The organism is Nitratireductor sp. XY-223 (assembly GCF_004959855.1).
In the GTDB taxonomy this organism is placed as follows: Bacteria; Pseudomonadota; Alphaproteobacteria; order Rhizobiales; family Rhizobiaceae; genus Hoeflea_A.
Map to the genome: position 1 here is coordinate 1,133,587 of NZ_SPNT01000001.1, position 21,556 is coordinate 1,155,142.

The 21,556-nt window shown below is 62.0% G+C and carries 19 protein-coding genes, 2 tRNA genes and 1 pseudogene; 15 read left to right on the forward strand and 7 right to left on the reverse strand.

What is annotated here, in order from left to right; translation table 11 throughout:
• Positions 1 to 81: 81 nt before the first annotated feature.
• The 6 genes from E4M07_RS05110 to tig all read left to right on the forward strand — a co-directional run bounded on the left by E4M07_RS05110 (position 82) and on the right by tig (position 4,906).
• Complete coding sequence (locus E4M07_RS05110; RefSeq protein ID WP_136657185.1) at positions 82 to 885, forward strand: FkbM family methyltransferase; 804 nt, start codon at positions 82 to 84, stop codon at positions 883 to 885.
• A gap of 94 nt (positions 886 to 979) precedes the next feature.
• Positions 980 to 1,064 (forward strand) — tRNA-Leu (locus E4M07_RS05115).
• Positions 1,065 to 1,153: 89 nt separating this feature from the next.
• Positions 1,154 to 2,344, forward strand: a complete 1,191-nt coding sequence (locus E4M07_RS05120) for a cytochrome P450 (protein WP_136657186.1) — start codon at positions 1,154 to 1,156, stop codon at positions 2,342 to 2,344.
• A gap of 86 nt (positions 2,345 to 2,430) precedes the next feature.
• Entirely contained in the window at positions 2,431 to 2,655 is a 225-nt protein-coding gene (locus E4M07_RS05125; RefSeq protein ID WP_136657187.1) for an AbrB/MazE/SpoVT family DNA-binding domain-containing protein, read from the forward strand.
• Positions 2,656 to 3,069 carry a type II toxin-antitoxin system death-on-curing family toxin gene (locus E4M07_RS05130; protein WP_136657188.1) on the forward strand — a complete coding sequence of 138 codons (414 nt, stop codon included), beginning with the start codon at positions 2,656 to 2,658 and terminating at the stop codon, positions 3,067 to 3,069.
• Between the two features lie 394 nt (positions 3,070 to 3,463).
• On the forward strand, positions 3,464 to 4,906 hold the full coding sequence (gene tig / locus E4M07_RS05135) for a trigger factor (protein ID WP_136657189.1): 1,443 nt from the start codon (positions 3,464 to 3,466) through the stop codon (positions 4,904 to 4,906).
• Positions 4,907 to 4,963: 57 nt separating this feature from the next.
• Here the strand turns inward: tig and radC are convergent.
• The 4 genes and pseudogenes from radC to phaC all read right to left on the reverse strand — a co-directional run.
• Positions 4,964 to 5,647: pseudogene (gene radC, locus E4M07_RS05140) on the reverse strand (DNA repair protein RadC); the annotation flags it as partial.
• Between the two features lie 15 nt (positions 5,648 to 5,662).
• Entirely contained in the window at positions 5,663 to 6,499 is an 837-nt protein-coding gene (gene map, locus E4M07_RS05145) for a type I methionyl aminopeptidase (RefSeq protein WP_136657191.1), read from the reverse strand.
• A 9-nt stretch (positions 6,500 to 6,508) separates the two neighbouring features.
• Entirely contained in the window at positions 6,509 to 7,219 is a 711-nt protein-coding gene (gene sfsA, locus E4M07_RS05150) for a DNA/RNA nuclease SfsA (RefSeq protein WP_136657192.1), read from the reverse strand.
• 38 nt (positions 7,220 to 7,257) lie between these two features.
• On the reverse strand, positions 7,258 to 9,057 hold the full coding sequence (gene phaC / locus E4M07_RS05155; protein WP_246660381.1) for a class I poly(R)-hydroxyalkanoic acid synthase: 1,800 nt from the start codon (positions 9,055 to 9,057) through the stop codon (positions 7,258 to 7,260).
• A gap of 463 nt (positions 9,058 to 9,520) precedes the next feature.
• Between phaC and E4M07_RS05160 the strand changes: the two genes are divergently transcribed.
• From E4M07_RS05160 to recJ, 6 genes are all read left to right on the forward strand, one after another.
• The gene (locus E4M07_RS05160; RefSeq protein ID WP_136657193.1) at positions 9,521 to 9,931 is read left to right on the forward strand and encodes a hypothetical protein; all 411 of its coding nucleotides are present in this window, start codon (positions 9,521 to 9,523) and stop codon (positions 9,929 to 9,931) included.
• 82 nt (positions 9,932 to 10,013) lie between these two features.
• A complete protein-coding gene (locus tag E4M07_RS05165; protein WP_136657194.1) occupies positions 10,014 to 11,231 on the forward strand; it encodes an LL-diaminopimelate aminotransferase in 1,218 nt (405 codons plus the stop codon).
• Positions 11,232 to 11,306: 75 nt separating this feature from the next.
• Entirely contained in the window at positions 11,307 to 12,623 is a 1,317-nt protein-coding gene (locus E4M07_RS05170; RefSeq protein ID WP_136657195.1) for a homoserine dehydrogenase, read from the forward strand.
• A gap of 388 nt (positions 12,624 to 13,011) precedes the next feature.
• Positions 13,012 to 14,790 (forward strand): methyl-accepting chemotaxis protein, encoded by a 1,779-nt coding sequence (locus E4M07_RS05175; RefSeq protein ID WP_136657196.1) that lies wholly within the window; start codon positions 13,012 to 13,014, stop codon positions 14,788 to 14,790.
• Between the two features lie 260 nt (positions 14,791 to 15,050).
• Positions 15,051 to 16,037: a class II fructose-bisphosphatase gene (gene glpX / locus E4M07_RS05180; protein ID WP_136657197.1), complete on the forward strand. Its 987-nt coding sequence runs from the start codon at positions 15,051 to 15,053 to the stop codon at positions 16,035 to 16,037.
• An 87-nt stretch (positions 16,038 to 16,124) separates the two neighbouring features.
• Positions 16,125 to 17,930: a single-stranded-DNA-specific exonuclease RecJ gene (recJ, locus tag E4M07_RS05185; protein ID WP_136657198.1), complete on the forward strand. Its 1,806-nt coding sequence runs from the start codon at positions 16,125 to 16,127 to the stop codon at positions 17,928 to 17,930.
• A 63-nt stretch (positions 17,931 to 17,993) separates the two neighbouring features.
• Here recJ and E4M07_RS05190 read toward each other — a convergent pair.
• The 3 genes from E4M07_RS05190 to gloA form a co-directional block, all read right to left on the reverse strand.
• A tRNA-Glu gene (locus tag E4M07_RS05190) sits at positions 17,994 to 18,068 on the reverse strand.
• 103 nt (positions 18,069 to 18,171) lie between these two features.
• Positions 18,172 to 19,122 (reverse strand): D-Ala-D-Ala carboxypeptidase family metallohydrolase, encoded by a 951-nt coding sequence (locus tag E4M07_RS05195; protein ID WP_246660362.1) that lies wholly within the window; start codon positions 19,120 to 19,122, stop codon positions 18,172 to 18,174.
• A 178-nt stretch (positions 19,123 to 19,300) separates the two neighbouring features.
• On the reverse strand, positions 19,301 to 19,741 hold the full coding sequence (gene gloA, locus E4M07_RS05200; RefSeq protein ID WP_136657199.1) for a lactoylglutathione lyase: 441 nt from the start codon (positions 19,739 to 19,741) through the stop codon (positions 19,301 to 19,303).
• 180 nt (positions 19,742 to 19,921) lie between these two features.
• On the opposite strand from gloA, the gene E4M07_RS05205 reads away from it, so the two are divergent.
• The 3 genes from E4M07_RS05205 (at position 19,922) to E4M07_RS05215 (ending at position 21,550) form a co-directional block, all read left to right on the forward strand.
• Positions 19,922 to 20,500, forward strand: coding sequence for a cold-shock protein (locus tag E4M07_RS05205; RefSeq protein WP_136657200.1), 579 nt, complete (start codon positions 19,922 to 19,924; stop codon positions 20,498 to 20,500).
• 74 nt (positions 20,501 to 20,574) lie between these two features.
• Positions 20,575 to 21,051: a DUF192 domain-containing protein gene (locus tag E4M07_RS05210; protein ID WP_136657201.1), complete on the forward strand. Its 477-nt coding sequence runs from the start codon at positions 20,575 to 20,577 to the stop codon at positions 21,049 to 21,051.
• 46 nt (positions 21,052 to 21,097) lie between these two features.
• A complete protein-coding gene (locus E4M07_RS05215) occupies positions 21,098 to 21,550 on the forward strand; it encodes a cupin domain-containing protein (RefSeq protein ID WP_136657202.1) in 453 nt (150 codons plus the stop codon).
• Positions 21,551 to 21,556: the final 6 nt, after the last annotated feature.

The window sequence follows — 21,556 nt, forward strand, 5'->3', positions numbered from 1 at the left end:
GGGTGAAAAATTGCGGCACACCTGCTAGAGCGCTCCAGGCAACGGACCTGATGATGCAGGCCGTATAAAGACGGAATATTCATGAGCCGCTTGAAGAAAAAGATGCTGTCTTCCGCAAGGGCAGCCAAAATCTACCGAATCGGGATCCAGGGGGCGGTTCGAGGCTTCGACCGTCTGGATGTCCACGACGGTTTCCCGTGCGGAGAAATGGGCCGTCATTATCTCAGCACCCTGGGTCAGCGCCGCCTCGTCAAGACACTTGCCGATTTGCGCAAATCCAAATCGCAGGGCGGGCAGGACCTGTTTGCGCTGATGGAACTGGATTTCAAGCGAAACGGGTTCTTCGTCGAATTCGGTGCGGCGGACGGGGTGGTGCACAGCAATTCGCATCTGCTCGAGCACACTTACGGGTGGACCGGCATTCTGGCCGAGCCGGCCCGCTGCTGGCACCGCAAGCTCAAGCGATACCGGAAGTGCGCGATCGACACGCGCTGCGTCTGGCGAGAAACGGGCGAGACCTTGACGTTCAGAGAGCATGCCGCGGCGCAGCTGTCGGCAATCTCGCAGTTTGTGCGCGACGACACCATGAACCACCTGCGCCAGGACGCGACGGAATATCAGGTGGAGACAATCTCCCTGATGGACCTCCTGAAGTCGCATGACGCACCGCAGCGGATCGACTTCATGTCGATCGACACGGAAGGCAGCGAATTCGAGATCCTGAAGAGCTTTGACTTCGACGCCTACGATGTCCGCGTCATCGCCTGCGAACACGGATTCTCGCCTGTACGCGAGGACATTCACAACATGCTGTCCTCAAGGGGTTACGCAAGAAAGCATCCCGATCTGTCCCACATGGACGATTGGTACGTCAAAGCCGCGTAGCGGCGCCATTGCGTACTTCGAGGGGCGGCCGGAGCCGTCAAAGCACGCTTGACCAGCAAGGGAAAGCTGTGGCACATCACCGGCTCTTTGCCGTGCGGGCGTGGCGGAATTGGCAGACGCACCAGATTTAGGATCTGGCGCCGCAAGGCGTGGGGGTTCAAGTCCCTCCGCCCGCACCATCCCTCCGGTCTTGACGGTTGCAAATGTGTCGTATTCGCTGGGCGCGCGGCGGGATGAGGCCGGCCGCGCACGGTAATACTGGCGACACATGTTTGATATCACAAAGCCATCGGCTGAATTCGTCGACAACCCCTATCCGACCTACCGGTACCTGCGCGAGGAGGCACCGGTCTGCCGCCAGGCCGACGGGTCGGTTGTGCTGTCTCGCTTTGACGATCTCGAGACGATCTACCGCGACACGCGGCGTTTCATCTCGGACAAGAAGAAGGTATTCGCGCCCAAATACGGCGCCGAGACGCCGCTTTACGAGCACCACACCACGTCGCTGGTGTTCAACGACCCGCCGCTGCACACGCGCGTGCGCCAGGTGATGGTCGGGGCGATGAACCCGCGGGCGCTGAAACACATGGAGCCCGGGCTGATCGCCCTGGTCGACGACCTGCTCGAGCGCATGGAGGGCCGGCAAAGCGTCGAACTGATCGCGGATTTTGCCGGGGCGATCCCGATCGAGGTGATCGGCAACCTTCTCGACCTGCCGCGCCCGGCGCGCGAGCCCTTGCGCGAATGGTCTCTGGCGATCCTCGGCGCGCTGGAGCCGAGGCTGACGCCGGAACAGCACGAAAGGGGCAACCGCGCGGTCACCGACTTCGTCGCCCTGCTGCGCGAGATCGTCGCCGAACGGCGGGCGCGTCCGGGCGATCCGGAGGTCGACGTGCTGACGCGGCTGATCCAGTCGGATATCGACGGCGGTCTCAGCGAGGTCGAGCTCTACCAGAACTGCATCTTCATTCTGAATGCCGGCCACGAGACCACCACCAATCTGATCGGCAATGCGCTGGCGCTGCTCGACCGGAACCGGGAGGCGCGGGCGGCGCTGATCGACAACCCCGGACTGATGCCGACGGCGGTGGACGAGTTCCTGCGGCTCGAAAGCCCCAACCAGTTCGGCAACCGGCTGACGACGGAGGAAGTGACGATCGGCGGTGAGCCGGTCGCCGCCGGCACGGACCTGCATCTGTGCATCGGTGCCGCCAACCGCGACCCCAAACAGTTCGACGATCCGGATGTGGTGATGCTCGACCGGCGGCCGAACCGTCATCTCGCCTTCGCCAGTGGCCCGCACACCTGCGTCGGGCTGAGCCTTGCAAGGATGGAGGGCCGCATCGGCATCGGCCGATTCCTTGAGCGCTATCCCGATTACACCATCGCGGACGGTGCGGAGCGCAGCGGCCGCATCCGTTTCCGCGGCTACAGCCGGCTGCCGGCCCGGCTTGCCTGATAGATTCCGCGGCGACCGGCAATGGTCCGGCCTTGCCTTGTATATACATTTGTATTACTATTCGTATATACAAATGAGGTGGAACTATGCTCGAATTCAAACTTCGAAAGGCAGGTAACTCCGTCGTTGCGACGATACCGAAGGAAATCCTTGGTCAGCTGAATGTAAAAGAGGGCGATACGCTATTTGGAATACAAACGCGGGACGGTGTGCTCCTGACGCCCTACGATCCCGAATTGGCTGAGTATATGGAGATTGCGCGGGACATCATGGCTCGTGACCGTGAAGCACTGCGGGAACTCGCCAAATAGATGGCGGGCGCCAAAGAACCGAACTGGGTTCCGTCGAGCGCCGCAATAGGCATCAGTCTGGAGTCACATCGTCTTTTTGGCGGCGCACCGCCGGATATCGCCGACGACAACCGCCTCAATGCAGCTCTTTTCAGACCCGTGAACAAGTGGCTCTACGAAACGCCGTCGCCGGATTTGTTTGACCTTGCGGCGGCGTATTGTTTCGGCATAGCCACAACACACCCCTTCACCGATGGAAACAAACGTGTCGCTTATCTTGTGGCCGTCTCTTTCCTGCAAAGGAACGGCGTTACCTGCGCTCCCGATCAACGCGACATTTTCACAATGATCATGGGCGTTGCCGATGGTTCGGTCGACGAAAAGACACTTGCCGACTGGTTTCGTAAAAACGAAAAGCCCTCTGAAAGACGGTAGATGTTTGGACCCGCTGATTAAGAGTCAGCTGCTCCAAGAAGCGTAGCTTGGCTACGGCGGCTGGCGATACGCTGTGTTACAATAACCTGCCTCGCCCGGTAACGCGGAAAAACTGGCCGCTGCGACTGTCGGGCGGCGGTTTAACGTTGCGGGCATGCAACCAATTTGCTATTGCCCGGCGAACGCCCGTTGGCGGCAACCGCGAGAAGCGTGGCCGGATCGTTTGATCCGGCAGGCGCAACGTGGAAAAAGTCAATAAATTCAACGACGCTGTACCGCGAATGCCCGGGTATTGGCGTCCGGACAAACCGCTGCCGCACTTGGCAGGCAAAAGGGCATCGCACCGGCCGCCGCAACGGCCGGTCGCGGCGGCCAGGAAATTGAAGGTTGGAAAATGCAGGTTACAGAAACGCTGTCTGAAGGACTGAAGCGCGAGATCAAGGTCGTGGTTCCGGCCAAGGACATGGAAACGCAGATGAACGAGCGTCTCATCGACGCCAAGGATAAGGTCCGTCTCAACGGCTTTCGCCCCGGCAAGGTGCCGATCGCCCATCTGCGCAAGGTCTACGGCAAGTCGATCATGGCCGAACTCGTCAACGAGATGATCAACGAGAAGCCGACCGAGATCCTCTCCGAGCGCGGCGAGAAGTCGGCGACGCGTCCGCAGATCACCATGACCGAGGACGAAGCCGAGGCCAACGAGATTCTCGACGCCAAGGCCGATTTCGAGTTCTCCATGTCCTACGAGGTGATCCCGGAGTTCGAGGTCGGCGACGTTTCCAAGCTGAAGCTGAACCGCCAGGTCGTCGATATTCCCGAGGACGAGGTCGAAGAACAGGTTAAGCGGGTTGCCGAGAGCGCCCGCAGCTACGAGACCAAGAAGGGCAAGGCCGCCGACGGCGACCGTGTGACGATGGATTATGTCGGCAAGGTCGACGGCGAGCCGTTCGACGGCGGCGCCGACAACGACGCCAATCTCGTCCTCGGATCCGGCAGCTTCATTCCCGGCTTCGAGGAGCAGCTCGTCGGCGTCAAGGCCGGCGACGAGAAGACCATCACCGTGACCTTTCCCGAGGACTACCAGGCGGCGCATCTCGCAGGCAAGGAGGCGACCTTCGACGTTACGGTCAAGGACGTTGCAGCGGCCGGCGAGCTGGTCATCGACGACGAGCTTGCCAAGACGCTCGGCCTGGAATCGGCAGAACGCCTGCGTGAGGTCGTGCGCGAGCAGATCGAGAGCCAGTACGGCCAGTTCACCCGCCAGAAGATCAAGCGCCAGATCCTCGATGCCCTTGACGAAGAGTACAAGTTCGACACGCCCGAAGGCCTGCTCGAAGTCGAGTTCAACAACATCTGGGGCCAGATCACGCAGGACCTGGAACAGTCGGGCAAGAGCTTCGAGGACGAGGACACGACCGAAGAGGCAGCACGGGAAGATTACCGCAAGCTGGCCGAGCGCCGGGTTCGCCTCGGACTGGTTCTGTCGCAGATCGGCGAGAAGGCCGAAATCAGCGTAACCGACGAGGAAATGCAGCGCGCGGTCTACGACCAGGTGCGCCAGTATCCGGGCCAGGAACAGCAGGTCATGGAGTATTTCCAGAAGACGCCGGATGCCGTCGCCCAGCTGCGCGCGCCGATCTTCGAGGAAAAGGTCATCGACCACATCATCGCCGAGGCGGACGTCACCGACCAGACCGTCAGCAAGGAAGAGCTGATGGCCGATGACGAAGAGGAAGTGAAAGCCGCGGCGAAGCCGGCCAAGAAGAAGGCCGCGCCGAAGAAGAAGGCGCCGGCAAAGAAAAAGGCACCGGCCAAGAAGGCCGCCGACAAGGAATAAGCGTCGGGCAATGGAAACAAAAGGCCGCTTGCGACAGCGGCCTTTTTTGTGCCCGTCTCAAATCAGCGACAGGCCCTTGAGGCTGGCATGGCCGTCGCGGCCGATGATGATGTGATCGTGGATGGTTATATCCAGCGGGTTCGCGGCTTCGATGATGCGGTGGGTCATTTCCACGTCGGCGCGGGACGGCGTCGGATCACCCGACGGATGGTTGTGCACCAGAATGATTGCGGTTGCGGATAGCTCCAGGGCCCGGCGGACGACCTCGCGCGGGTAGACCGGCGTGTGATCGACCGTTCCGCTCTGCTGAACCTCGTCGGCGATCAGCCGGTTCTTCTTGTCCAGAAACAGGATGCGGAACTGCTCGCGCCGCTCATAAGCCATGGCCGATTTGCAGTATTCGACCACCGCGGACCAGGAAGCGAGAACCGGGCGGTCGAGGATGCGCGCCTGCAGCATGCGCCGGGTGAGGGCGGCTATCACCTTGAGATCGGCCGCCACGGTGTCGCCGACACCCGGCACTTCCCGCAACAGGGTCTCCGGCGCGCCGAGAACTTCGGAAAGCGAGCCGAATTTTTCAAGCAAAGCCTTGGCGACCGGCTTGGTGTCGCGCCTGGGAATCAGGCGGAAGAGCAGCAGTTCCAGCAGCTCGTAGTCCGCCAGCGCTTCCGGCCCGGCGTTCTGGAAACGCTGCCTCAGCCGATCCCGGTGACCCTTGTGCCGGGCACTGTCAGCGGGCTCGGGCAGGGGCGTCTCCTACTTTTCGGAAAGTTCGAGACCGGGCGCGAACAGGCCGGCGGGTGAGAGGGTGAAGATTTCACAGCCATCGGCGGTCACACCGACCGAGTGCTCGTACTGCGCCGTCAGCGAACGGTCGCGCGTGACCGCGGTCCAGCCGTCAGACAGCACCTTCACATGCGGCTTGCCGAGATTGATCATCGGCTCGATGGTGAAGATCATGCCTTCGCGCAGCTCGACACCCTCGTGGGCGCGGCCGTAGTGCAGGATGTTCGGGACGTCATGGAAAAGCTGGCCGAGACCGTGTCCGCAAAAATCGCGGACGACCGAGCAGCGTTCCGCTTCCGCATAGCGCTGGATCGCCTCGCCGATGGCGCCGGTGCGGGCGCCCGGCCGCACGGCCGCGATGCCGCGCATCAGCGATTCATGGGTGACTTCCATCAGCCTCTGGGCGGCCCGTTTGATCTGGCCCACCGGATACATGCGGCTTGAATCGCCGTGCCAGCCGTCGAGGACGTAGGTGACATCGATATTGACGATATCGCCCTCGCGCAGCGGCTTCTCGCTGGGAAACCCGTGACAGACCACGTGGTTCACCGACGTGCAGCAGGAGTGCGTGTAGCCGCGATAGTTTAGCGTCGCGGGGACGGCGCCGTGGTCCATGCCGAATTCGAACACGAACCTGTCGATCGACGCCGTGGTCACGCCCGGCTTGACGATGGACACAAGTTCGTCGAGGCACCGCGCCGTGAGCTGGCCGGCCTTGCGCATGCCGGCAAATCCCTCCGGCCCGTGCAGCTTGACCTGTCCGTTGTTCTTCTTCGGTGCCGCGATGGCTTCGATGTAACTGACCACTTTATGTCCTCACAGACCCGGCTCATCGATGGGTACCAGCCGGTCGAAACGGATTTCCTCGGGCGTGATGTGGCATCGCATGGCAATGGCTTCAACCCCGCGCGCGATGGCCCTGTCAAATGCCGTCCCGTAATTGCTATCGAGATCGCGGCAGATTTTCAACTTTTCGCAGTCGGAACGCTGGATCAGGTAGACCATAACGGCGCGATTGCCGGCTTCAACCATGTTCCCCAGTTCCTCGAGGTGCTTGGCGCCGCGCTTCGTCGGGCTGTCCGGAAACTCGGCAAGCCCGGGCGAGCGGATGAAATGCACGTTCTTGACCTCGACATAGGCGGGCGGGCGAGCGCTGTCCGTCAGCAGCAGGTCGATGCGGGAATTCTTGCCGTATTTCTGCTCGCGCCGCATGTCGCCGTAGTCAGCCAGCGGCGCGACGGCGCCTTCGGCAATTGCTTCCTCGACAATTTTGTTGGGCAGCCCCGTATTGATGCCGACCGTGGTTCCATCGGCCTCGACCAGTTCCAGCGCGTGGCGGTACTTGCGCGTCGGGCTGTCGTGCTCGGACAGCCAGATGCGCGATCCGGGTGTTGTCAGGCCAAGCATCGATCCGGTGTTGGGGCACGAGCCGGTGATGGCGCTGCCGTCCGCCAGCTCGGCATCGACGAGGAAGCGTTTGTAGCGTTTGATCAGCGTAGCGGGAACGAGCGGATTCGGGAACTTCATGGCCCCTCATATTATAAGAGGGGCGCAAGGGGAACCGCTCAGACGCGCACCCGCACGAAACTTCCCGGCGCGTCCTCGATGGCGTTCAGCTTGCCGCCGCCCGGTTGACGCGCATCGACCTCCTCGTCGTCCTGCTTGCGGATCCAGGCGTCCCAGTGCGGCCACCAGGAGCCGGGGTGCTCCTTGGCCTTTTCAACCCAGGCGTCGAAATCGCCGGCCGGTTTGCCGCCGGTCCAGTACTGGTATTTCTTCTTTTCGGGCGGATTGACGACACCGGCAATATGACCGGATCCCGCCATGACATAGGTGACCTTGCCGCCGAAGGAGCGGCAGCCGATGAAGACCGACTTGGCCGGCGCGATATGGTCCTCGCGGGTCGCCAGGTTGTAGACGGGGATCGTCACGTCCTTCAGCGATATCTTCTTGCCGCCGAGCACCATGCGGTCGTTGGAGAGGTTGTTCTCCAGGTAGCAATTGCGCAGATAATAGGAGTGGTTCGCCGCCGGCATGCGGGTCGCGTCGGAGTTCCAGTAAAGCAGGTCGAAGGGCATCGGCTCCTTGCCCTTCAGATAATTGTTGACCACGTAGGGCCAGATCAATTCCGAGGCGCGCAGCATGTTGAAGGCGGTCGCCATCTTGGAGCCGTCGAGATAACCGTGCTCCTTCATGCTTGCCTCGATGGAATCGATGTTTTCGGCATCGGCGAACACCTTGAGGTCGCCGGCATTCACGAAATCGACCTGGGTGGTGAAGAATGTCGCCGAGGCGATGCGGTCGTCGCCCTCCTTCGCCAACAGGGCGAGCGTCGCCGCCAGAAGCGTGCCGCCGACGCAGTAGCCGATGGCGTTGATCTTGTCCTCGCCGGTGACTCTCTCGATCGTGTCCACCGCAAAGCCAATGCCCTCGCGGCCATAGGCCTCCCAGTCCTTGTCCGCGTGGCGCTCATCCGGGTTGACCCACGATATCACGAAGACCGTGTGGCCTTGCTCGACGGCCCAGTGAATGAAGGACTTTTGCGGATTGAGGTCGAGAATATAGAACTTGTTGATCCACGGTGGACAGATCAGCAGCGGCCGTTTCAGCACCCTGTCGGTGACGGGTTCGTACTGGATGACCTGGCAGATATCGCTCTGGGCGATCACTTTGCCTGGCGTCATTGCGAGGTTCTCGCCGACGGCGAACTTGTTGTAGTCAGACTGGCGCAGCCGCAGATCGCCGTGGCCGGCCTCAATGTCCTCGGCCAGCATGCGCATGCCGCGCACCAGGTTCTCGCCGCTCTGCGCGACGGTCTCCTTGTAGACCTCCGGATTGGTCAGCACGAAATTGGTCGGCGAAAGCGCGCTTGTCAGCTGCTTGACGTAAAACTGCGCCTTGTGCCGCGTGTGGTCATCCAGCCCGTCGGCGTCCTTGACGAGCTTGTCGGCCCAGTCGGCCGTCACCCAGTACGCCTGGCGCAGGAAGCTGAAAAAGGCGTTGTTCTGCCAGTCCTCGTCGGCAAACCGCCTGTCGCCGAGATGGCTGGCGGCCGGGTCTTCGGTCTCCTCGCCGGACATTTTGCGGATGGAGCTCGACCAGATGTCGAAATAGCTGGCCAAAAGATGCGTCTGCGCCTCGACGGCGCGTTTCGGATCGGAAAGCCAATATTCCGAGAGTTTCGAGAAGGTTTTGACCATGTCGGTCGCGGGACCGGCAATGCTGTCCCTCTTTTCACCGGTTTCGCGGGGCGACACCCAGGCGGAGGCTGCGCGCCCGAGTTCCTCGACCACGTGCGCCATGTTCCGGGCCATCGCCTCGGGATCCTTGACGACGAAGGGCTCGATCGCGGAAAGGCTGGTGATGTCCGGCCCGTTGCCGGTCTTCTTCTCGCTCCGTTGCGTGGCTGAAATCTGCTCGGCGGCCGGGGTGTTGGCCGCCTGTGGTTTGGCCGTCTTGCGCTTGACCGTGTCCCGCGCGGCAGTCTTCGGCTTGGCAGCACGCGGCTTCGCCGTCTGACCCTTCGTCTTTGCGTCCCCACGCTTGGCAGTCTTGGAATTCTGTTTTCCGGCGGCGGTCTCGCCCTTTGAATTTCCGCGGCGCGTGCGGTCCTTCTTCTCTGCCACTTATTCCTCCCCGGAGCTGACATCGCCCCATATCGACGGCCGGTTGTTTGACCGACATCTTTATTCTGCAATTAGGACAATAATATAATACACCCAAATCACTGCCGAATGGTGTATTTTGCAACAAAACGGATCAATGCACGTGTCGAAAAAGCCCGCAAACAAAGGCGCCGGTCCCATCCTTGGCGCGATACTGCTCCCGATGGCGATTCTCGCAGGCTGCGTTTCCGCCAACCTGGAGGAGGCGGCGCCGCCGTCCGCTTTCATCCCCGATAACACGGATCCGCTCGCCGAGACCGGCGACAATTCGAAGCAGGCCGACGGTTCCGTATCCGGCCCCGAGGGGCAACGGACGGTCCGCGACAACAGTTTCGTCAGTGAGGGCGCGCTGCGCAACGAGGCGTTCCCGACATTCGCCGTGATGCCGAGAGGCGCGACCGAACAGCTGAGCGAAGCGGACAAGCGGGCCATCCAGGCCGAAATGGAAGCCATCAAGGCGGCACGCGGTCGAGGCGGCGACGCCAGCACCGCCTACAATGCGCGCTACAACGAGCTGAAGAAAATCGCCGAGTCCCACGGTATTGAAACAAAAGACGAAATCGAGAACGAATAGGCCCCGAAACGGCGTGATGTTGCATTTTATGCCATAATAAGCGCATAAGCCGGCCTTGCCGTTCAAACCAATCGAGAATGTCATGGAAGAGTTTCACAAAGTCCGCCGCCTGCCGCCCTATGTCTTCGAACAGGTCAACCGCCTGAAGGCAAGCGCGCGAGCGGCCGGCGCCGACATCATCGATCTGGGGATGGGCAACCCGGACCTGCCGACGCCGCAATCGATCGTCGACAAGCTGTGCGAGGTCGTGCAGGACCCGCGCACCCACCGCTACTCCACCTCCAAGGGCATTCCGGGGTTGCGCAAGGCGCAGGCGCGTTATTACGAGCGGCGTTTCGGCGTGAAGCTCGATCCCGATGCCCAGGTCGTCGCGACGCTCGGCTCCAAGGAAGGCTTCGCCAACATGGCGCAGGCGATCACCGCGCCGGGCGACGTGGTCCTGTGTCCCAATCCCACCTATCCGATCCACGCGTTCGGATTCATCATGTCGGGAGGCGTGATCCGGTCGATGACAGTCGAACCGGACGACAGCTTCTTTTATTCCCTGGAACGGGCTGTGCGCCATTCGATCCCGAAACCGCTGGCGTTGATCCTCAACTACCCCTCGAACCCGACAGCGCATGTGGCGGATCCGGATTTCTACAAGGACGTTGTCGCGTTCGCGCGTCGACACGACATCATCATCCTTTCCGACCTGGCCTATGCCGAACTCTACTACTGCGATACGCCGCCGCCGTCGGTTCTGGAGGTTCCGGGTGCCATCGACGTCGCGGTGGAATTCACCTCGATGTCGAAAACGTTCTCAATGCCGGGCTGGCGCATGGGATTTGCCGTCGGCAATGAACGTCTGATCGCGGCCCTGTCGCGGGTGAAATCCTATCTCGACTACGGCGCCTTCACACCGATCCAGGTCGCGGCGACAACGGCGCTCAATGGCGACGGATCGGAAATAGAGATGGTGCGCGACACCTATCGCCGCCGCCGCGATGTCATGGTCGAATCCTTCGCCAATGCCGGCTGGGACGTACCCGCACCGCAGGCGACCATGTTCGCCTGGGCGCCGGTGCCGGAGCGTTTCCGGGAGATCGGCTCGCTGGAATTCTCCAAGTTGCTGATCGAGAAGGCGGACGTCGCCGTGGCTCCCGGCGTCGGTTTCGGCGAGTACGGGGACGATTATGTGCGCATCGCGCTTGTCGAGAACGAGCATCGCATCCGCCAGGCGGCGCGCAACATCAAACGTTTTCTTGCGTCCAAAGACGAAAGCATGCAAAACGTCGTCCAATTGAACACGCGGCGCTAGCCGAGACTTATCAACCCTTCGCGCGCCGGCATTGCGCAATGCGGCGCGGCAATTGAACAATTGGATCGCGTGACTATGGCAGATGCCCTCCGTATCGGCATTGCGGGCCTCGGAACCGTCGGTGCGTCGCTGGCCCGAATCCTCATGAGCCGCCACAACAAGCTGGCGGATATCTGCGGCAGGCCGATCGACATCGTCGCCGTCAGTGCACGCGATCCGGGCAAGGATCGTGGCGTCGACCTCTCGGGTGCGCAGTTCTATGCCGATCCGGTCGAAATGGCGCGCGATGCCGAGATCGATGTCTTCGTCGAACTGATCGGCGGGGAGGGGGATCCGGCATTGGCGTCGGTGCGCGCTGCTTTGCAACGCGGCTGCCATGCGGTAACCGCCAACAAGGCGCTGCTCGCGCGTCACGGTGTCGACCTTGCCAGCATTGCCGAAGAGCGCGGCGTCCTGCTGAATTTCGAAGCCGCCGTCGCCGGCGGAATTCCGGTAATCAAGGCGATGCGCGAATCGCTGACCGGCAACAGCATTTCGCGTGTATTCGGGATCCTGAACGGAACGTGCAACTACATCCTTACCGAGATGGAGCGGGCGGGCATGTCCTTCGAGGAATGCCTGAAGGAAGCACAGCGTCTTGGTTACGCCGAGGCCGACCCGACCTTCGACGTCGAGGGCAACGACACGGCGCACAAGCTGGCGCTGCTGACCAGCATTGCCTTCGGCACACGGATCGCCCCCGACGACATTTACCTTGAAGGGATTTCCAACATCTCGATCGAGGACATCCGTGCGGCCGACGATCTGGGTTTCCGCATCAAGCTGCTGGGCGTTGCGCAGCGCACCGATTCCGGTATCGAGCAACGGGTCCATCCGACGATGGTGCCCAAGAACTCCGTCATCGCACAGGTGGACGGCGTGACCAACGCAGTGGCGATCGATGCCGACGTTCTGGGCGAACTGATGATGTCCGGGCCGGGCGCCGGCGGCGACGCAACGGCGTCGGCCGTCATGGGCGATATCGCCGACATCGCCAAGAGCCGTCCGGGACACCAGCACGGCCCCGTCCTCGGGCGCCCGGCGGTGCATCTCGATCCCTATGTGCGGGCGCGCATGCGCAGCCATGAGGGCGGTTACTTCATTCGACTGACCGTCGAGGACAAGACCGGCGTGTTCGCCAGCCTTGCCAAACACATGTCGGACAACGGGATATCGCTGGAGTCCATTGTCCAGCGTCCGACCCAAAACGGAAATGGCGACAAGAAGACCGTCATCCTGGTGACCCATGCGACGATGGAGGCCTCGGTCCGCCAGGCCGTCGAGTCCATATCTTCTGACGGCTATCTCATTGACAAGCCACAGGTTATCCGTATCGAGCGGCCCGAAAGCTAGGCCCTCCAATGCCCGCTGCGGGGTTTCTCGCGCCTGTCGATGCACCAACCGATAATTGAATATACGCCAGATACAACCAAGTATTAGTAAGTAAAAATTGCTGCGTATTGGTTTTGTTTGCTTCGGTAACTTCTTATTTACCAATATAAAGCTAGCCTTTGGTCGGGTTTGGATGCGGTCGAATGAAATCGATCGAAAGTATATCAACGTTCATGATGAGCCATTCGGTACTGGGTGGTCATCTCTCAAGTATCTTCAGCCACACAGCACGCACCGCCCGGCATGATTGATATTCAATTGTGCCGCGTGTCGGTCGCTGACTGCGGGACGGATACGGGTGTCACCTTACCGAAAGTTATGCTCGGTAATTGATCTAAGGGGTGACATCATGAGCATTGGCAAAACAAGCTTTCTTTCTTCGGATTCCGCGTCGGTCCTTTCGGCGCTTCACAAGTCCCTGGCAATTATCGAGTTCGATGTCGACGGCAATATTCTCGATGCGAACCAGAATTTCTGCAGCGCGGTCGGATACGACCACAGCGAGATCGTAGGCAGGCATCACAGGATCTTCGTCGACCCGCAGGAAGCAGCATCGAAAGACTATCAGGATTTCTGGTCGCGGCTCAAAAACGGCGAATTCGATGCCGGCGAATACTGCCGGTACCGCAAGGACGGCAAGGAAATCTGGATTCAGGCCACCTACAATCCGGTGCTGGGACGCAACGGACGTGCCTACAAGGTGATCAAGTTCGCCTCCGATATAACGGAGGCAAAGTTCAGAGCCGCCGATGACGCCGGTAAGATCGAGGCCATTTCGCGTGCCCAGGCAGTCATCGAGTTTGACGTCACCGGCAATATTCTGACCGCCAACGAGAACTTCTGCGGAGCCGTCGGGTATGGCCTGGACGAGATCGTCGGCAGGCACCACCGGATGTTCGTGGATCCCGAATATGCCAATTCGCACGAATATCAGCAGTTCTGGCAGCGTCTGGGTGGCGGCGAGTTCATATCCGAAGAATTCAAGCGTTTCGCCAAGGGCGGCAAGGAAATCTGGATCCAGGCATCCTACAACCCGATCTTCGACATGAACGGCAAGGTGATGAAGGTTGTGAAATTCGCGACCGATATCACCGGCAGAGTTCGCGCAGTCAACGAAATCGGCGACGGCCTGAACAGCCTTGCCGAGGGTGACCTTCAGATGCGCATCGAAACGCCTTTCATCCCATCGCTTGAGCGCCTGCGCACGGATTTCAATCATTCGATCGAAAGACTTGAAAGCGCGCTCAGCCAGGTCGGCTCAAATGCCGTGGCCATCAAGGGCGGCGCGTCCGAGATCAAGGCCGCTTCCGATGAACTTTCCAAGCGAACCGAGCAACAGGCCGCATCCGTCGAAGAGACGGCCGCCGCCGTCGAGGAGATCACGTCGACCGTGAAGACCACGGCGGAACGGGCCCAGGAGGTCGGCAAGTTGGCGCAGTCCACGCAAGCCGAGGCCGAAAAGTCGGGTGCTGTGGTGGACAATGCCGTATCCGCCATGGACGACATCAAGAAGTCTTCCGACCAGATCGCCAATATTATCGGCGTGATCGACGACATCGCGTTCCAGACCAACCTCCTGGCACTCAATGCCGGGGTTGAGGCCGCCCGGGCGGGTGAGGCCGGCAAGGGCTTTGCCGTCGTCGCGCAGGAAGTCAGGGAACTTGCCCAGCGCTCGGCAAGCGCGGCGAAGGAGATCAAGGACCTGATCACCACGTCCGGGAGCCAGGTGCAGTCGGGGGTCGACCTCGTGGCGGAAACCGGGCAGGCGCTGAAGTCAATTGTCGGCGCAATCGTCGAAGTCACCGACCACGTGTCGGCGATCGTGCAGGCCTCGCACGAACAGTCCAACGGGCTGCAGGAAATCAACCAGGCCGTCAATACGATCGACCAGGGCACGCAGCACAACGCCACCATGGTTGAGGAGGCAACCGCCACCAGCCACACGCTGGAGGCAGAGGCCGCGGCGCTGAACGACCTGCTTCGGCAATTCAGGCTCTCGGCCGGCGCCGCCGATCCGCGTCCTGTTGATCATCCGACGGCCGGGCGAGGCGGCAAGGTTGCGCCGGCCAGGGTGCATGCCTTTCACGGCAATGCGGCGGTCGACGAAGACAGTTGGGACGAATTCTAGGACCAAACGGTCTCAAGGAGCGCTGAGACCGGGCAGGCTGCTTCGGCAGCCTGCTTTTTTGTGCGCCGGGGGCCGCTTCGCGGCCTTTTTCCACCCCACGGTTCGGCACCTTTATTTACCTCGATCCGGCACTAATCGATTTAGCGGTGAGCAAACCCGCCAGAAGCGCGATTTTGCCTTCATATTCCGTCAACCGGCGTTGCAAATTGATCGCGCAACGGGCTATCAGAACCGCAATCGAAACAATGAGGTCATGATAAATGGCGAGTAAGTCCGGCGGGGAAAGCAGTCTTGATCGTATCCTGACACTGGAGATCGTGCGTGTCACGGAAAGGGCCGCGGTGGCGGCTGCCAGGCTCCGCGGACGCGGCGATGAAAAGGAGGCGGACCAGGTTGCGGTCGACGCCATGCGCCAGGAGTTGAACCGGCTGCCGATAAACGGACGGGTGGTCATCGGCGAAGGCGAGCGCGACGAGGCGCCGATGCTGTATATCGGCGAGGAAGTCGGCACCGGCAACGGGCCCGAGGTCGATATCGCGCTGGACCCGCTCGAAGGCACGACGATCTGCGCCAAGAACCTGCCCAACTCCTTGGCGGTGATCGCGGTTGCCGAGAAGGACAGCCTGCTTTACGCGCCGGATGTTTATATGGAGAAGGTTGCCATCGGGCCGGGTTTTCCCGAGGGCACGGTGGCGCTCGATGCCAGTCCGACGGAAAACATCAATGCCGTCGCCAAGGCCAGGGGCGTGAGTGTCGCGGAAGTCACGGCCTGCATTCTCGACCGTCCGCGCCATGCGCGCATGATCGAGGAGGTTCGGGCGACCGGGGCGGCGATCCGGCTGATCGGCGACGGTGACGTCGCCGGCGTCATCCACACGACCGATCCAGACGAGACCGGTATCGACATCTATATGGGTATCGGCGGCGCGCCGGAGGGTGTGCTGGCGGCTGCTGCGCTGCGCTGCATCGGCGGCCAGATGCAGGGACGCCTGCAGCTCAACACGGAAGAGAAGATCACCCGGGCCAGGACGATGGGCATCGAGGATCCGCTGAAAGTCTACGGCCTGGAGGAAATGGCGAGCGGCGATGTCGTGTTCGCGGCGACCGGCGTCACCGACGGCAATATGCTGAGCGGTGTTCGCTTTGCCCGCGACGCGATTGTCACCCACACCATCGTCATGCGCTCGTCATCGCGCACGGTCCGCGAGATCAAGGCGCGCCACCAGGATCTCGGCAAATTTGACTGATCCGCCGGCGGCTTTGTTCCGCCGGCCGCCGGATTTACCTCAATCGGCCGTTTGCCGTACTCTTTGTGGTCGAATCGGAGAAGAGCCTTGGAGGTCACCGCAGCCGGCCGGCAACCGGCCTTTCTGGATGTCGAGGCATCGTTGTCGGGACAGCGGTGGGTGCAGCGTCTCGACCCGGCCGGCATCAACCGCGCGCTGGCGATCGCGCAGACCCACGGCATGCCCGACCTCGTTTCCAGGGTCCTTGCCGGGCGCGGCGTGAGCAACGAGGAGGCCGCCACGTTCCTGACACCGGCGTTGCGCGACCTGATGCCGGATCCCTCGCGCCTCCAGGACATGGAGGCGGCCGCCGCGCGGCTGGCCGACGCGGTTTCGTTCGGTGAACGGGTGGCGATTTTCGGCGACTATGACGTCGACGGCGCGGCTGCGTCTTCTCTCACCAAGCGGTTTCTCGACCATTTCGGCACCGACAGCGAGATCTATATTCCGGACCGGGTGTTCGAAGGGTATGGCCCCAATCCCGCCGCCATGGACGAACTGATCGAGCGGGGCGCCGGCCTGATCCTGACCGTCGATTGCGGCTCGACCAGCCACGCGGCGCTGGAACGCGCGCATGAGCGCGGCATCGACGTGGTGGTGATCGACCATCATCAGATCGGCCCGGACCGGCCGCCCTGTGCGGCGCTCGTCAATCCGAACCGGGACGACGACCTGTCCGGCCAGGGGCACCTGTGCGCGGCCGGCCTTGTCTTTCTGTTCCTGGTCGCAACGCTGCGCGAGCTGCGCAAGCGCGGCGACGGCAGGGCGTCGTCACTCGATCTTCTGACCATGCTGGATCTTGTCGCCCTGGCGACCGTTTGCGACGTGGTTCCGCTCAGGGGCCTCAACCGCGCCTACGTGGTCAAGGGGCTGCTGTCTGCGCGCCATATGGGCAATCCAGGACTTGCTGCCCTGATGCGGGTGGCCGGTGTTGACGGGCCGGTGACGCCTTATCATCTCGGTTTTCTGATCGGTCCACGCATCAATGCCGGAGGGCGCATCGGCGACGCGGCATTGGGAAGCAGGCTTCTGACGCTTTCCGATCCGGCGGAGGCGCAACAGGTTGCCGAGACGCTCAACCGCCTGAACCAGGAACGCCAGGCGATGGAGCAGTCGATGCTCGAGGAAGCCAAGGCTGAAGCGCTGGCGGAAATCGGCACCAGCGACGGCCCATCGGTTATCGTGACCGAATCCGAGGGCTGGCACCCGGGCATTGTCGGCATCGTTGCCGCGCGGCTCAAGGAAGAGTTCCGCCGTCCGGCCTTTGCCATAGCGTTCGATCCGTCCGGCAACGGCACCGGATCGGGCCGGTCCATCGCCGGATTCGATCTCGGGCGCATGGTCCGCGATGCCGTCGAAAAGGGTCTTGCGACCAAGGGCGGCGGTCACGAGATGGCCGCCGGGCTGAGCGTCGAGCGCGAACGGCTGGGCGCCCTGCGGTCCTATTTCGAAGAGTGCGCCGCAGCGACCGTCGGCGCGCTTCGCGCCGGTCAGACGGTCAAGATCGACGGGGCGCTTGCAGCCTCGGGGGCGACCATGGAACTTCTGGATCAGCTCGACCATGCAGGCCCTTACGGCGCCGGCCATCCGCAGCCGGTCTTCGCGCTGCCGGAACACCAGCTGACCGATGCGCGCATCGTCGGTGCGGATCATGTCAAATTGCGGCTCGCCGACACGACCGGCAAGGCGCTGGACGCGATTGCCTTTCGCACGGCCGACAGCGATCTCGGAAGGGCGCTGATGGAGGGAAGGGGGCGGCGCTTCCACTTCGCCGGCACGCTCTCGGTCAATCACTGGCAGGGCAGCCGGCGCGTGCAGTTGCGGGTGATCGATGCGGCGGTGCCGCAGGCTTGAGCGTCGCCGGCAAGTGCCGGACGAAAACAATGCGCCTGGCAGCTCAATAACATGAAGGGAAGCTGGCACGCCCTAGGGGAATCGAACCCCTCTTTCCAGAATGAAAATCTGGCGTCCTAGCCGATAGACGAAGGGCGCGCGGTGGGGGTTATATAGTCAGGTCGTCGGATTCCCGCAAGCGGGAATTTTGCATTTTCGAAAAAAATGTGACGCTGTTTTCCAATGCCGATTTCTGCTGTTGTCAGCGTCGGTTACAGCCCCAGTTCCAGTCCCGTTTGCTGCCGATATCGATGTGCACGGACTTGGTATGGCAGTAGGTTCCGACACCGCCGCGATCCGGCAGGGCGCGCAGGTAGCGAGCCAGTTCCCACTTGGTGACACCGGGCACCTGGATGTCGGCGGCTTCGCATGTAATGTGCCTGGAGCCGGGCACGCCGCCGATGCGGCGCTGATGCTCTGCGGAGCGGTAGCCGGAGGTGATCACGACCTCGCGGCCGTAATGGCGCCGCACGTCGGCCAGCAATCTCAACAGGCCCGGCTTGAGGCACGCGGTCACGACGCCTTCATGCTGCACCCGCAGTCCGTTCGGCACGAGGCGCGCGAGGCCGGCTGCGGAGGCAAGGTGAACCTTCCTCGACTGCCTGGCATCCGCTGCCTTGCCGCCAATGAGCGAACCGAGCAGCGCACCTGGAGGTTCCGCATCATCCGTCGACCTGCGCGCCGCGGGCGCCCGTTTGTTGGCGACCGCGCCACTTCCAAGTTCGGTCTGTCCCGGGCCGCCCAAATCGACGATGGGTTTCGGCGGTCGGGCCTTGCCGGTCGAATACAGCCGCGTCAGGTTGCCCGTCTTTCGCGCCGGCGCCGCAAAGGCGTGCACGACGATTTCGTTCCGGCCGCCTAGCGCGTTATCCGGCGTGTCGGCCGGCGAACCGGTATCGGCCTCGACCAACAGGGTCTCCCAGGGCGTGTTTTGTGCGGGCAAGCGGACCCGCGATCCGTCCTCGGGCATCGCATCCGCATGTATTGTGTTGCCGGCAAATGAAATCGCCGGTGCGTCGAGGCTCCCGTCGTCGGCCGCGATACCGTAAGCGGCCTCGGTCAACGAAGAGACGCAGCCCGATAAAGCGAGCGCCGATATCGCGGCGACGACCGCCGGCAGGATATTCAGATTGCGTGACCGGATTGCCCCCACGGCGCCGATGTCCCCACACGTTCAGAACGACTGACCGTCGAAACGGCTGATACGCCGCAAGAACGCAGTGACCAGTCGGGTTCGCCGGAACCCGCTTGCGATGCCGGCACGGCAATTGCGGCGGACACATCATCCGCCACAACACTTGCCTCAACCTTGCGAATTCGGGGAGACAGCGTTACCAACTGCCGGTGTTTTCCATCGATGCCCAGGGCTCTTGCGAGGGAAGTGCCCCGTCACGCTGCAACAGCTCGATCGGCACGCCGTCCGGCGAGCGGATGAAAGCCATGCGGCCGTCGCGCGGCGGCCGGTTGATGGTGACGCCCTTGTCCATGAGGGACTGGCACAGGCCGTAAATGTCCTCGACCTCGAACGCCAGGTGGCCGAAATTCCGGCCGCCCTCATACTCTTCCGTATCCCAGTTGTGGGTCAGTTCAAGAAGCGGCGCGCTGACCTTCTCGCCGGCCTCGGTGTCCTCGGTCGCGGCCAGGAAAATGAGTGTGAAGCGGCCCGCCTCGCTATCGATTCTGCGGATTTCCACAAGCCCGAGTTTGTTGCAATAGAAGTCCAGAGATTCGTCGACGTCGCGCACGCGAACCATTGTGTGTAGATAACGCATTGATCTTCCCGTGGTTTTCAATCCGTCGCTAGAATAGGGCACGAGATGGCGGAAACAAGGGAGCGCAGATTTTCAGATGGGGTCAAACTAAGGCTTGCATCACCTTACGTTACCAATGTTATCCTTGTGTAAAGAATCAGTCATTGATTTTGGGTTTGCGTATACGAGAGGCTGGGGTGAATGGGGGACAAATCTCCGCGCAAGGGTGAGGCCGCCCAGGCTGCAGTGTCCGGCGAGGCCGTAGACCTGATCGAGATATCCGGTGTCATCAAATGGTTTGATGTCGCCAAGGGTTTCGGCTTCATCGTCCCCGACAACGGCATGCCCGATGTACTCCTGCACGTGACCTGCCTGCGTAGGGACGGGTACCAGACGGCGCTCGAAGGAACGCGCGTGGTCTGTGAAATCCAGAAACGCGACCGCGGCTACCAGGCCTTCCGAATTCTGTCGATGGATTCCTCTACCGCGGTGCATCCCTCGCAACTTCCACCGGTGCGCACCCATGTGCAGGTGACCCCCACCAGCGGGCTCGAGCGGGCGCTGGTGAAGTGGTTCAACCGCTCCAAGGGCTTTGGCTTCCTGACCCGCGGCGAGGGCACGGAAGACATCTTCATCCATATGGAGACGCTGCGCCGCTACGGCCTGACCGAGCTGCGGCCGGGGCAGGTGGTGCTGGTGCGCTTCGGCGAGGGCGAGAAGGGCCTGATGGCCGCCGAGATCCATCCGGATATCGACAGCACATTCCCCAAATCGCACTAGCGAAATCGCAGCAAACACAGCGATGTGTTCGATTGCATGTTGCGCGCGTTGCCGCGCTGTTGCACCGTGCGCCCATGACGATATCCGTTTCATACCCAAATCCGGTTTTGACCGCGCGCGCCCTGGTCATCGCGCTGCTGTATCTCGTTCTCGCAAGTGGTGCATCCGTTGCCAATGACCGGCTGCAGGTGACGACGGAAACGGGCACCTATGACTATACGGTCGAGCTGGCGCTGACGAATGGCGAGCGCGCTGTCGGGCTGATGCATCGCCAATGGATGGCGCCGGACGCCGGCATGCTGTTCCGCTTCGATACGGTGCAGCCTGTCTCCATGTGGATGCGCAACACGCTGATCCCGCTCGACATGATCTTCATCCGGCCGGACGGCACGGTGGCCAATGTCCACCGCAATGCGGAGCCGCTGTCGGAACGCATCATCCGTTCGGCCGAGCCGGTCCTGTTCGTGCTCGAATTGAATGCCGGCGATGCGGACAGGATGGGCCTGAAGCCCGGCGACAGGATTGCACATCCGATTATCAAGGCACAGTAACGGGCTGACCGGTGGTCACACCGGGTCGAAAGAGGGGACTGAGACCATGGCAGAGGAACAGGCACCGTCCATTGCCTACTGGCACCTTTGGACCGATTCCGAAGGGGTCACCCATCAAAGCCAGTGCCGTTTCCGGACGTTCGACCTTCAGGCCTTCGCGCCGCCGTCGCCCAATCTGTGGGTGAAGCGGCTGGCGGCGAGCCCAAAGGACATCACCATCCTCGTGTTGGAAGCCGGCTGGGTCGGCGATTGGCACCGCAACCCGGAACCGCAGTGGATCATCCCGCTGTCGGGCACCTGGTTCGTCGAGAGCATGGACGGCACCCGCGTCGAGATGGGTCCCGGAGAAGCCTCCTTCGGCGAGGACCAGCAGGCAAGGCCGGACCCGAACGGCCGCGAGGGGCATCTGTCGGGCGTCGTCGGCGATGAACCGGCGGTGCTTCTGCTCGTTCAGGTCTCGGATGCGCCGGTGACGGACGCGGCCTGCCGGTTCGATTGATTAAGG